Origin of the sequence: Exiguobacterium sp. ZOR0005, assembly GCF_000798975.1 — a bacterium.
In the GTDB taxonomy this organism is placed as follows: Bacteria; Bacillota; Bacilli; order Exiguobacteriales; family Exiguobacteriaceae; genus Exiguobacterium; species Exiguobacterium aurantiacum.
The window spans coordinates 16,622-29,138 of the sequence record NZ_JTLB01000019.1; the positions used below are offsets into that span (position 1 = coordinate 16,622).

14 protein-coding genes and 1 riboswitch are annotated in these 12,517 nt (G+C 55.2%); of the genes, 13 read left to right on the plus strand and 1 reads right to left on the minus strand.

Annotated features, from left to right (window positions below):
- Positions 1–36 precede the first annotated feature (36 nt).
- The 4 genes from rsgA (at position 37) to L971_RS08030 (ending at position 2,934) form a co-directional block, all read left to right on the plus strand.
- The gene (gene rsgA, locus L971_RS08015; RefSeq protein WP_047375329.1) at positions 37–921 is read left to right on the plus strand and encodes a ribosome small subunit-dependent GTPase A; all 885 of its coding nucleotides are present in this window, start codon (positions 37–39) and stop codon (positions 919–921) included.
- A 1-nt stretch (position 922) separates the two neighbouring features.
- Positions 923–1,579 carry a ribulose-phosphate 3-epimerase gene (gene rpe / locus L971_RS08020; RefSeq protein ID WP_024370062.1) on the plus strand — a complete coding sequence of 219 codons (657 nt, stop codon included), beginning with the start codon at positions 923–925 and terminating at the stop codon, positions 1,577–1,579.
- 19 nt (positions 1,580–1,598) lie between these two features.
- Positions 1,599–1,699, plus strand: a riboswitch (TPP riboswitch).
- Between the two features lie 75 nt (positions 1,700–1,774).
- Positions 1,775–2,347, plus strand: coding sequence for an energy-coupled thiamine transporter ThiT (thiT, locus tag L971_RS08025; protein ID WP_029335419.1), 573 nt, complete (start codon positions 1,775–1,777; stop codon positions 2,345–2,347).
- Entirely contained in the window at positions 2,347–2,934 is a 588-nt protein-coding gene (locus tag L971_RS08030; protein ID WP_024370064.1) for a thiamine diphosphokinase, read from the plus strand. Before thiT ends, L971_RS08030 begins: the two co-directional genes overlap by 1 nt.
- A 58-nt stretch (positions 2,935–2,992) precedes the next feature.
- Here L971_RS08030 and rpmB read toward each other — a convergent pair whose 3' ends face one another.
- On the minus strand, positions 2,993–3,181 hold the full coding sequence (rpmB, locus tag L971_RS14955) for a 50S ribosomal protein L28 (RefSeq protein ID WP_015881349.1): 189 nt from the start codon (positions 3,179–3,181) through the stop codon (positions 2,993–2,995).
- 251 nt (positions 3,182–3,432) lie between these two features.
- On the opposite strand from rpmB, the gene L971_RS08035 reads away from it, so the two are divergent.
- From L971_RS08035 to fabG, 9 genes are all read left to right on the plus strand, one after another.
- On the plus strand, positions 3,433–3,795 hold the full coding sequence (locus L971_RS08035; RefSeq protein ID WP_024370065.1) for an Asp23/Gls24 family envelope stress response protein: 363 nt from the start codon (positions 3,433–3,435) through the stop codon (positions 3,793–3,795).
- A 22-nt stretch (positions 3,796–3,817) separates the two neighbouring features.
- Entirely contained in the window at positions 3,818–5,515 is a 1,698-nt protein-coding gene (locus L971_RS08040) for a DAK2 domain-containing protein (protein WP_024370066.1), read from the plus strand.
- A 63-nt stretch (positions 5,516–5,578) separates the two neighbouring features.
- Positions 5,579–6,241 (plus strand): L-serine ammonia-lyase, iron-sulfur-dependent subunit beta, encoded by a 663-nt coding sequence (gene sdaAB / locus L971_RS08045; RefSeq protein WP_024370067.1) that lies wholly within the window; start codon positions 5,579–5,581, stop codon positions 6,239–6,241.
- 12 nt (positions 6,242–6,253) lie between these two features.
- The gene (gene sdaAA, locus L971_RS08050; RefSeq protein WP_024370068.1) at positions 6,254–7,141 is read left to right on the plus strand and encodes an L-serine ammonia-lyase, iron-sulfur-dependent, subunit alpha; all 888 of its coding nucleotides are present in this window, start codon (positions 6,254–6,256) and stop codon (positions 7,139–7,141) included.
- Positions 7,128–9,158 (plus strand): ATP-dependent DNA helicase RecG, encoded by a 2,031-nt coding sequence (gene recG, locus L971_RS08055; protein WP_024370069.1) that lies wholly within the window; start codon positions 7,128–7,130, stop codon positions 9,156–9,158. Before sdaAA ends, recG begins: the two co-directional genes overlap by 14 nt.
- Before the next feature lie 85 nt (positions 9,159–9,243).
- On the plus strand, positions 9,244–9,813 hold the full coding sequence (gene fapR / locus L971_RS08060) for a transcription factor FapR (protein ID WP_024370070.1): 570 nt from the start codon (positions 9,244–9,246) through the stop codon (positions 9,811–9,813).
- Positions 9,810–10,802, plus strand: a complete 993-nt coding sequence (plsX, locus tag L971_RS08065) for a phosphate acyltransferase PlsX (protein WP_024370071.1) — start codon at positions 9,810–9,812, stop codon at positions 10,800–10,802. Before fapR ends, plsX begins: the two co-directional genes overlap by 4 nt.
- Positions 10,803–10,820: 18 nt before the next feature.
- Positions 10,821–11,741, plus strand: coding sequence for an ACP S-malonyltransferase (gene fabD / locus L971_RS08070; RefSeq protein ID WP_024370072.1), 921 nt, complete (start codon positions 10,821–10,823; stop codon positions 11,739–11,741).
- Positions 11,734–12,474, plus strand: coding sequence for a 3-oxoacyl-[acyl-carrier-protein] reductase (gene fabG, locus L971_RS08075; RefSeq protein ID WP_047375332.1), 741 nt, complete (start codon positions 11,734–11,736; stop codon positions 12,472–12,474). The genes fabD and fabG overlap by 8 nt, the downstream gene beginning before the upstream one ends.
- Positions 12,475–12,517: the final 43 nt, after the last annotated feature.

The window sequence follows — 12,517 nt, forward strand, 5'->3', positions numbered from 1 at the left end:
CGTGCGCGTCGCCTCTTTTTCTAAGGAGGAAACAGGATGAAAGGAACAATCATTCGCCTGCAGGGCGGGTTTTACGATGTCATGACCGAGGCGAAACAAGAGATTCGTTGCCGTGCCCGTGGAAACTTTCGAAATCGTAACATCTCACCTGTCGTCGGGGACGACGTCGACATACAAGACCAAGGGGACGGCACCGGTTATATATTGGCCGTCGATGAACGGTCGAACCATCTCGTCCGTCCGCCGATCGCGAATATCGACCAAGCGTTTCTGTTGTTCTCAGTGAAGGAACCTGCATTTTCGTTCCATTTGCTCGATCGGTTCCTCGTCTTGATCGAATCCAAGCAAGTCCATCCGATCATCGTCTTGACGAAGATGGACCTGCTCAAAGAAGAAGAGCGTCCCGCCATTACCGCGGCCGCTGCGTTATACCGCACAATCGGTTACGAGGTCATCGAGACGTCGACCGAGGACGGCGCGGGGATTGAAGCGATCCGTGCCTTGTTCCAAGATAAGACGAGCGTGTTCGCCGGCCAGACAGGGGTCGGCAAAAGTTCACTCCTGAATGCCGTTGCGCCAGAGCTTGAACTTGCCACCGGGAAAATCTCGAAATCGCTCGGTCGCGGAAAGCATACGACCCGCCATGTGACGCTCATTCAACTGGCGGGCGGACTCGTCGCCGATACGCCAGGATTCTCAAGTCTCGAGTTCCCGCAAGAACTTGAAGTCGAAGAGATGCGTTGGTGTTTCCCTGAGTTCGTCGAGCGCCATGATGATTGTAAATTCCGGGGTTGTGCCCATTTGAACGAGCCGGGTTGCGCCGTCAAGGCGGCGGTCGAGACTGGAGAAATCGCTTCCACCCGTTATGAGAATTATGTTACGTTTATGGCAGAGTTAAACGATAGACAACGGAGGTACTAACATGATTAAAATTGCACCATCGATTTTGGCAGCGGACTTTGCAAATTTGGAGGCGGAAGTGAAAGCCGTTCAGGAGGCGGGCGCGGACTATATCCATTTTGACGTGATGGACGGTCAATTCGTCCCGAACATCTCGATCGGATTGCCTGTTCTTGCGAGTTTACGTCAAAAGACAGACATGATTTTAGACGTCCACTTGATGATTGACCAGCCGGAGCGGTTCGTCGAAGACTTCATCAAGGCCGGAGCGGACATCGTCACCGTCCACGTCGAGGCGACGAATCATTTGCATCGCGTCCTGCAACAAATCAAGGCGGCCGGGGCGAAATGTGGGGTCGTCTTGAATCCGCACACTCCGATCAGTTCGATCGAGCACGTCGTACAAGACGTCGATATGGTGCTTCTCATGACGGTGAACCCGGGCTTTGGGGGTCAGGCGTTCATCGAATCGGTCGTCCCGAAAATTGCCGCTCTAAACGAAATGCGTTCTGCCCGCGGGCTCGATTTCGAAATCGAGATCGACGGCGGGGTGAACGCGAAGACAGCGAAATTGTGCATCGACGCCGGGGCCGACGTCCTCGTCGCCGGTTCGGCGATTTACAACGAGCCGAGCTATAAAGACGCGATTGATGGCATTCGCAACGCATCTCGTGTATAATCGTTCATAGAACAACAAATATTGTCGCAAGGGGTGTCACATTCTGTGGCTGAGAGGCATACGCTAACCCTTTGAACCTGTTCCGTTCACACGGACGTAGGGATGTGGCGAAAATGCACGTTGCGAATCCAAGCAGCATGGCGTTTACGTCATGCTGCTTTTTGTCGTTCTCATTTGAAGAAGGGGGAATTAGAAATGAAACAAAAATTGAAGTTGCAAGCATTGATCGAGATCTCGCTCTTTTCGGCGCTCGCGTTGATCTTTGACTTGCTCATGCCGTACCGGATGCCGCAAGGAGGCTCGATCACACTCGTCATGTTGCCGATCTTCGTGATGGCGTACCGGCACGGGTTGAAAGGCGGTCTCGCGACCGGCGCTCTCGTCGGGACGCTCCAACTGCTGTTTGGCGCCTACATTTTCACGCCTGTCCAGTTCTTAGTCGACTACACGTTTGCTTATGGCCTCGTCGGTATGGCCGGTGTGTTCGCCGGGCAAGTGAAACGAGCTGCCCATGACGGCACTAAAAAGACGCTCGTCTTTTACTTGATTCTCGGTGCCTTGCTCGGATCGCTTCTCCGTTACGCGGCTCACGTCTTGTCAGGGATCGTCTTCTTCGCCCAGTACGCGGAAGGACCGGTCGTCGCCTATTCGCTCGGCTATAACATGACGTACATGCTCCCGTCGTTCTTGATTGCGACAATCGTGCTCGTCCTCTTGTTCACGACGGCACCGCGCTTCGCGACGCTCGCGACACGGGACGTTCGCTGATGCGGGTGTTGGTCGTGGCGGCCAGTCCGTCACCTGTTCCGTCCCTCCCGCGCGACGTCGATTACGTCATCGGCGTCGACGGAGGCTACGAGACGCTCCTCACCCATGGGATCGAGGCTGATCTCATCGTCGGTGACTTTGATTCTTTGACGGGTCCGGTGCCGACTGAGGCGGTTCGGTATCCGTCAGAGAAAGATGTGACCGACCTCGAGATCGCCCTCGAGGCGGCACGGGGCCATGGCGCCACGGAAATACTCGTTTACGGTGCACTAGGCGGTCGGCTCGACATGACGCTCGGGAATATCGGGTTGCTCGAGGCTTACCCGGAGATGTGTCTTTATGCCGACGGCCAAGTCGTCTCTCTCGCACGGGAGGGCCGACACGCGCTTGCGCGACGTGATGACCATTATTTGTCGCTTATTCCATGGAAGCGGGCGAACGTCACAATCCGTGGCGTCAAATATCCGCTCGACCGCCACCATGTCGTCAGCCACGAGGCGTTGACGATCTCGAACGAATGGGATGCGGAAACGGCGGAATTGATCGTCCATGACGGTACGGTGTTAGTCATGTATGTAAAAAAATAAGCACAAAAAAAATCCCATCGGCGCATGCCGCTGGGATTTGTTTCGTTCGTGTATAAGATTATACGCGTTCAACGAGACCAGATTTAAGAGCGCGAGCTGAAACCCAAACGCGTTTCGGTTTACCGTCAACGAGAATACGAACTTTTTGTACGTTTACACCCCAAGTACGTTTTGTCTTGTTGAGTGCGTGCGAACGGTTGTTACCTGACTTAGGTGATTTACCTGTTACGTAGCATTTACGTGCCATGCGTTTCCCCTCCTTTTTTATGTGGGTTCGTCCTAATAGACACTCGTTTATATTAGCACGGCTTTTTTCCCGATGCAACTAGAAAATAATAGTATGACAAGAAAAAAACTTGACATTACTGGTAAGGATTTTAATAATGAATGAGGGTTACAGCACAATTGACCGAGTTTAGGAGCAGGTCCTTTAAATAACTAGGTGGATATTGTAGAATGTAGTGAAGGAATCATTCTGAATGAAGGAGGCTACTCCATATGGCAATTGATATGAAGACAACATATGGCAATATTGACATTACGAACGATGTCGTGGCAACACTAGCAGGCGGTGCTGCGATGGAATGTTTCGGCGTCGTCGGCATGGCGTCACAGGCTCAATTGAAAGATGGAATCGCAGAACTTTTGAAGCGTGAGAACTATGCGCGCGGTGTCGTCGTACGTCAAGATGGTGAAGACGTACATATCGACATGCACATTATCGTGAGCTACGGGACGAAAGTGTCAGAAGTCGCATACAATGTGCAAAGTCGTGTGAAGTATACGCTCGGTGAAACGTTAGGATTAAACGTTTCGTCAGTAAACATATTCGTCCAAGGCGTTCGGCTGACGAATGACTGACGGAATCGGAGGAGGATTTGGTGTGGGTTTACAACGTTTAGATGGATTGGTGCTCGCGAACATGATCGCAAACGGAGCAGCCAACTTGAGTCAAAATGCGGATTACGTTGATTCGCTCAACGTGTTTCCGGTCCCAGACGGGGATACAGGAACGAACATGAACTTGACGATGACGTCAGGGGCGAAAGAAGTCGCTGCGCTCGAAACGGCGAACGCCGCTGACATATCGGCGAAATTCGCGCGTGGATTGCTCATGGGAGCCCGCGGGAATTCAGGCGTCATTTTGAGCCAATTGTTCCGCGGCTTCGGCAAGGCGATCGAAGGAAAGGCAGAACTAACGACAGTCGATTTTGCTGAAGCGCTCAAGCGCGGTGTCGATACGGCTTACAAAGCGGTCATGAAGCCGGTCGAGGGGACGATTTTAACTGTCGCCCGTGAAGCGGCGGACGAGGCGCTCGTAGCGTCTGAATCGACAAGTGATTTCAACGAATTCATGGAGCGGATCGTCGCCGAGGCGAAAGCGTCGCTCGACCGGACGCCAGACTTGTTGCCTGTCTTAAAAGAAGTCGGCGTCGTCGATTCTGGTGGTCAAGGCCTTCTCGTGATTTACGAAGGGTTCCTCGCGACACTCGAAGGGAAAGAACTCGAAAAGCCGCACGCCCCGGTCATGGATGCGCTCATCGAAGCTGAGCATCACGCCCATTCCGCTCAAGGATTCATGTCGACCGAAGACATCGAATTCGGCTACTGTACAGAAATCATGGTCCGGTTCCAAGACGAGAAGTTGAAAGATACTCCGTTTGATGAAGACGTGTTCCGCAACGAACTGTCTGAACTCGGGGACTCGCTTCTCGTCGTCGCGGATGAAGAATTGCTCAAAGTCCACGTGCACGTGGAAACACCGGGCGATGTCATCACGAAAGGACAGCGATTCGGCGAACTCGTCGCGGTCAAGATCGAGAATATGCGTCAACAACACTCGACGATTCTCGAAGAAGAACACGGCGCGAATCAACATGGCGTTCAACCAACTGCCCCGACGGCGACGGCACCGAAGCCGAAAGCACCGTATGCGATCGTGACGGTCGCGATGGGTGAAGGCGTCAGTGAATTGTTCCGTTCACTCGGAGCGGCGCACGTCATCGAAGGCGGCCAGACGATGAACCCGTCGACGGAAGATATCGTGAAAGCGGTCGAAGCGGCCAACGCCGATCACGTCTTCATCTTCCCGAACAACTCGAACATCATCATGGCAGCTGAACAAGCGGCGTCCGTGGCGCCATGCGGCGTCTCGGTCATCCCGACGAAGACGGTACCGCAAGGTCTCGCGGCAGCGATCGCCTTCAACCCGGAAGCCGACGTGGACACGAACGAGTCGGTCATGAAAGCGGCAGCGTCTGCGGTCAAGTCTGGACAAGTGACGTATGCTGTCCGTGATACGAGCATCGACGGCATCGAGATTCGAAAAGATGACCATATGGCCATCGCCGAGAAGAAAATTGTCGCCTCATCGGGCTCGAGCCTCGAAGCGGCGAAAAAGCTCGTCGATGCGCTCATCGATGCCGATGACGAGATCGTCACGATTTTGACAGGTGAAGGTTCGTCGGCGGAAGACGTCGAAGCGCTCTCAGCTTACATCGAATCGAAGAACGACGAGATCGAAATCGAGGTCCATGACGGGAAACAACCGCTCTACTCCTATATTTTTAGTGTGGAATAAGCTGTATCTCGGCCCTACCTTCTGTATAATGAAGGTAGGGTTTTTTTGAAAGGGGGAAATGCGATGAAATATCGCAGTGTGTTTGATATTATCGGTCCGGTCATGGTCGGACCGTCGAGCTCGCATACGGCTGGAGCGGCGCGCATCGGTCTCATGGCCGGCAAACTGTTCGGACGTCAGCCGCGTCTCGCTCGGATCACGTTTTACGGCAGTTTCGCGGACACGTACCGTGGCCACGGGACCGATGTCGCCATCGTCGGCGGGATCATGGGGTTTGACACGTTCGACCTGCGCATCCCGCAGGCGCTCGACATCGCCAAAGAACGAGGCATCGACGTCGTCTTCGAGACGAGCGATGCGCTCACGGACCATCCGAACACGGCGCGGGTCCATTTAGAAGACGCGGATGGGACGTTTGAAATCGTCGGGATTTCCATCGGCGGCGGGACGATTGAGATCACCGAATTGAACGGTTTTCCGCTCAAGTTGTCTGGCGGCGGTCCGGCACTCGTCGTCTTGCATCATGATCGCTTCGGGGCGATCGCGGCCGTGACGGGTATTCTCGCCAAGCACGAGTTGAACATTGGCCACATGGAAGTGAGCCGTCACGAGAAAGGCAAACAAGCGCTCATGGCGATCGAGATCGATGAACATTTATCAAAAGACGTGTTAGCGGAGATTGAGCGGTTACCTCAAATTGAGCGGGTAGCCATCTTTGGAGAATAAGGAGAATCGACTATGTTTAAATCAGTAGAAGAATTGGTCCGGTCGGCTACGGAACGAGGGGTCCCGATCTCAGAAATTATGATCGAGCAAGAAGTGCACGTCAGACGCTCGACACGTGAAGATGTGTTCGGGATGATGGAGCGGAACTTAGAAGTGATGGAAGAAGCGGTCGAACGGGCGCTGCAAGGTGTGACATCTGTCACCGGACTCACCGGCAACGATGCGGTGCTCATGCAGGATTACGTTCGGTCCGGGAAGTCGCTCGCCGGCGATCTGATTTTAGACGCGGTCGCCAAAGCGATCGGGACGAATGAAGTGAATGCGGCGATGGGGCGGATTTGTGCGACGCCGACGGCAGGGAGCGCTGGCGTCGTGCCAGGGACGCTCTTCGCGGTGAAAGATCGTCTCGAGATGGACCGCGAGGCGATGGTCCGTTACTTGTTCACCTCGGGAGCGTTCGGGTTCGTCGTGGCGAACAACGCCTCGATTTCGGGTGCGGCCGGAGGCTGTCAAGCCGAAGTCGGGTCAGCGACCGGGATGGCGGCGGCCGCGATCGTCGAAGCAGCCGGTGGGACGCCGGAGCAGTCGGCGACGGCTTTCGCCATCGCGTTGAAAAACATGCTCGGGCTCGTCTGTGACCCGGTCGCGGGACTCGTGGAAGTGCCTTGCGTGAAACGAAACGCCATGGGTGGCGCCAACGCGGTCGTCGCGGCCGACATGGCGCTCGCGGGCATCACGTCGCGCATTCCTTGCGACGAGGTCATCTCGGCGATGCATGAGATCGGCCAAATGATGCCGACAGCGCTCAAAGAGACGGCGCGTGGGGGGCTCGCCAACACGCCGACGGCACGTCGTCTCGAGAAAAACATCTTCGGAGCGAAAGAAAATGTTGAAAAGTGAGTCGCTGACGACGCTCAAAGGGGTCGGGCCGGAGATGGCCAAAAAATTAGAGGCGATGGGTCTCGAACGAATCGAGGACGTGCTAGAGCACGTCCCGTTTCGTTATGAGAATTATAATAGTGGGACAGTGACGACGGCCGTCCATGGCGACCTCGTCAAATGGAGCGGGACCGTTCAAGCCGAGCCGCTCGTCCGCTATTACAGCAAAGGGAAAAATCGCCTGCAGTTCCGACTGTTGCTCGAAGAGCGCTACGTCGTCCACGTGACGATGTTCAATCGGGCGTTTTACAAAGACAAGCTCACCCTCGGCTCGACCGTGACGGTCAAAGGCAAATGGGATATGAACCGGATGACCATCAGCGCGACCGACCTTGAGTTCGGAGAGCTATCGGACGGGTTGCAGCCGATTTATTCATTGCGGTCCGGTCTGACCCAAAAAAACTTCAGCCGCATCGTCAAGCTCGCGTTCGACCAGACGCCGACGTTTGATGACCGGTTACCGGAATCGATCCGCGAACGTTATCGGTTGCAAGACCGAGCGTCGATGCTGAAAGGAATGCATTTCCCAGAATCGGTCGACGCTTATAAACAAGCCCGCCGCAGCTACGTGTACGAGGAGTGTCTGCTTTATCAACTGAAGTTGCAGGCGTTTCGCAAAATGGAGCGCTCGGGGAAAGGGCGGGCACTCAGCCTCGACAAACAGCAACTGAACGAGTTCGTCAAACGGCTCGCTTTTCCGCTCACCGGGGCCCAAATGAGAGTCATTCGCGAGATTGTCGACGATTTAGAGAAGCCCGAACGAATGAACCGATTGTTGCAAGGGGATGTCGGGAGCGGGAAGACCGTCGTTGCCGCGATCGCCTTGTATGCGACAGTACGCGCCGGCTACCAAGGGGCACTCATGGTCCCGACGGAAATTTTGGCCGAACAGCATGTCACCTCGCTCCAAGCGTTGTTCGAGCCGTACGGCATGCGCGTCGCGTTGCTGACGAGCTCGGTGAAAGGAAAAGCGCGGACTGAATTGCTCGCGGCCATCAAAGCGGGGGACGTCGACATCATCGTCGGTACACACGCCCTGATCCAAGGACCGGTCGAATTTTCAAGCCTGCACTTGGCCATCACCGATGAACAGCACCGGTTCGGGGTCGAACAACGGAAGATGCTTCGTGACAAGGCGGACCTCGCCGACGTCCTTTATATGACGGCGACACCGATCCCCCGCACGCTCGCCATTAGCGCGTTCGGGGAAATGGATGTGTCGACGATCGATGAGATGCCGGCCGGACGCAAGCCGATCGAGACGTACTGGGCGAAGCCTGACCAAATCGACCGTGTCCACGCGATGGTCGAGCGCGAACTTGCGCTCGGTCGCCAGGCGTACGTCATCGCGCCGCTCATCGAGGAGTCAGATACGCTCGAGGTGGAAAATGCGACCGCTTTGTATGAATTATTAAATGAACGCTTCCGACAGTATGCGGTCGGTCTCATGCACGGGAAGCTATCAAGTGCCGAAAAAGACGAGGTCATGAAGTCGTTCTCAGAGAACGCGCTACAAATTCTCGTCTCGACGACGGTCGTCGAGGTCGGAGTGAACGTGCCGAACGCCTCGCTCATCATCATCCATGACGCCGAGCGGTTCGGGCTCGCCCAATTGCACCAATTAAGAGGACGGGTCGGGCGTGGTGCGCATCAGTCTTATTGCCTGTTAGTCGGGGACCCGAAGTCGGACGTCGGTAAGTTGCGCTTGAAGACGATGACGGAGACGAACGATGGCTTTGTCTTGGCTGAGAAAGACCTTGAGCTCCGCGGGGCCGGTGATTTCTTCGGTACGGCCCAAAGCGGGCTGCCGAGTTTCCGTGTCGCCGACCCGGTGCTCGATTTAAAAGTGATGGAAGTGGCGATGCAAGACGCCGTCCGGTTGCTCGGCAGTGAGACGTTTTGGCATGACGAGGCATACGCGCCGCTTCGTCACTATTTGAAGCGGCTCGACTTGCTCGTCGGGGAAAGGTTAGAATAACGGTTGAAAATAAAATCTAAAGAATATATACTACTATTAGTACCAGGTATTAAGTTCTTTAGCATAGAGTTTAGGAGGGAACTGAATGCGGGTACCTAAGAAAGAGCGGCAACGTTTGCTGCAAGAAACGATTGAACAAAACCCGTTCATTAAAGATGACGAGCTGTCGAAACAGTTCGCCGTCAGCATTCAAACGATTCGACTTGATCGGATGGAGCTCAAAATTCCAGAGGTGAGAGAACGGATCAAGCATGTTGCTTCAGAGCACCTTGATGAAGTGAAGTCGCTCGCGATGAGCGAGGTCATCGGTGATATGATTGACTTGAAACTCGACGAATCGGCCATCTCGGTTCTCGACATTGAGAGAGAACACGTCTTTAGCCGCAACGAAATCGCCCGTGGACACGTATTGTTCGCCCAGGCCAACTCGTTAGCGGTGGCGCTCATCAATGATGAATTGGCGTTGACCACTAAAGCGGAAATCCGCTTCAGTCGCCAAGTCCATCTCGGTGAGCGAGTCGTTGCCAAGGCTCGTGTGATCAAACTGCGTCGGGACGGACGGACAGACGTCACAGTGGATAGTTATGTCGGCGATGAGTGTGTCTTTAGCGGAGACTTTACGATTTATCGTCGCGGTGAGGAGGAACAAGCATGAAGTTAGCAATCGATGCAATGGGTGGGGATCATGCCCCGAAAGCGATCGTGGAAGGTGTCAAGCAATTCGTCGACCGCTTCCCGAACGACCAGATGGAATTATTTTTAGTCGGGGACGCGGTGAAACTTGCCTCTTACGGACTGACCGATCCGCGGATCACGATCGTCCCGGCGAGTGAAATCATCACCGGGGAAGACGAGCCGGTCCGGGCGGTACGCCGTAAAAAGGACAGCTCGCTCGTCGTGGCGGCCCAGCTCGTCAAAGACGGGAAGGCTGACGCGCTCGTGTCGGCCGGGAACACCGGGGCGCTCATGGCGGTCTCGTTGTTCGTCATCGGTCGGATTCCTGGAATCGAGCGGCCAGCACTTTCGCCAACGTTCCCTACATATACGGGTAGCGGTGTCGTCGTCTTAGACGTCGGGGCGAATCCTGACGCGAAGGCTGAACATTTGGTCGACTATGCGATCATGGGCTCACTCTATGCGGAGCATGTTCGCGGCGTCAAACGACCGCGTGTGGCGCTTCTCAACATCGGGACCGAGGCAGGAAAAGGAAATGCGCTAACAAAAGAAGCGTTCCCCCTCCTTGAACAGGCACCGGTCCACTTCGTCGGCAACGTCGAGGCCCGTGAGGCGATGTCAGGAGATGTCGATGTCATCGTGACCGAAGGGTTCGCCGGTAACATCTTGTTGAAAGGGGTCGAGGGCTCATCCTCGATGCTCATGAAAATGTTGAAAGAACAGTTCACGAGTGACCTTGTCTCGAAGCTTGCCGCTCTCGTCTTAAAGCCAAAGTTACAGAAATTAAAACAAACATTAGATTACCGTGAACATGGCGGGGCCGGCCTGTTCGGCATTAACGCCCCTGTCATTAAAGCACACGGGTCAAGTGACGCCCTTGCCATCATGAGCGCGCTCAAACAAGCGAAAATCATGGTCGAGCATGACGTCGTCACGAAAATCAAGCAAGCGAAAGAAACGACAGACTAACGTAAAGAAGGTGAGTACATGGGGAAGACAGCATGGGTATTTCCAGGACAAGGGTCACAAGCCGTCGGCATGGGCCAAACGTTCTTAAACAATCCTGAAACGCTACAAACGATCGGTCGTCGCCTCGGGTTTGATTTACTCGACGTGATGGCGGCCGGGTCGAAAGAAGACTTGCAACAGACGGAAGTGGCGCAACCTGCCATCGTGGCGCATGCGGCGTCGCTCGCGCTCGCTTACGGTGAGACGGGTGCGACACCGGACGTCGTCATCGGGCATAGCGTCGGGGAGTATGCGGCACTTGTCATCGCGGGCGTCATCGACCTCGAAGAAGCGAGCGTGCTCGTCCGTGAGCGCGGTAAACTCATGTCAGAGGTGAAAGATGGAACGATGGCGGCGGTCATCGGGATGACCGATGTCGCTGAAGCGTTCCATGTGACAGAGAAAATCAGTGCTAGCGGTAACCTTGTACAAATCGCCAACTATAACTGTCCTGGCCAATTCGTCATCTCGGGACATGTCGATGCCGTCAAACAGGCGGAGACGGAATTGAAACAAGCCGGCGCGAAGCGTGTGTTACCGCTCGACGTGTCGGGTGCGTTCCATAGCTCGTACATGATGCCGGCTGCGACGCGGTTCAAAGACGTGCTTGCCTCGTCACCGTTCAAACCGGCCTCGGTCGGGATCATCTCGAACGTCGATGCCGACGTGCACACGGACCCGGACAAGCTGAAAGCGCTCCTTACCGAGCAGCTGTATGCGTCTGTCCGTTTCGAAGATTGCGTCCGCAAAGCGATCGACGCAGGTGTCGATACGTTCATCGAGTTCGGTCCGGCGTCACCGCTTTCGGGTCTGATCAAGCGGATCGACAAGAGTGTGACGATCAAGCAAGCGACGACGTTAGAAGAAGTGGCATCGTTAGGAGGAGAAGTTCGTGCATGACCATGTTGCAATCGTGACCGGCGCGTCCCGCGGGATTGGGGCCGCCATCGCGAAGCGTTTAGGGGAAGACGGCTTTCGGGTCGTCGTAAATTACTCGGGTAGTGTTGAGAAAGCGAACGCGGTCGTCACCGCGATCGAAGAAGCGGGCGGAGAAGCTATTGCCGTCCAAGCCGACGTCTCGAACGCCGAAGACGTGAAGACACTCGTCAAGGCGGCGCTCGACGCGTTCGGTCGCGTCGATTGTCTCGTGAACAACGCCGGCATCACACGTGACGGCCTGCTCATGCGGATGAAAGAGAATGATTTTGATGCCGTCTTATCGACGAACTTGAAAGGTGCGTTCTTGACGTCACAGGCCGTGACGCGACCGCTCCTCAAGTCGACGTCAGGACGCATCATCAACATCGCCTCGGTCGTCGGGATCACGGGGAACGCGGGCCAAGCGAACTATGCGGCGGCGAAAGCAGGCCTCATCGGCTTGACGAAATCGGTGGCGCGCGAGCTCGCGGGCCGTCACGTCACCGTGAACGCGGTTTGTCCGGGCTTCATCCAGACCGATATGACCGATGCGCTCACGGAAGCACAGCGGGAAGCGACGCTCGGACAAATTCCGTTCAACCGTTTCGGACAAGTCGAAGACGTGGCCAACCTCGTCTCATTCCTTGCTTCCGATCAAGCCGCGTATGTCACCGGGCAGACGATCGCCGTCGACGGCGGCATGACGATGGCGTAAAACAGAACTTTACCAATCACAACACATTTTATATACTTTAATC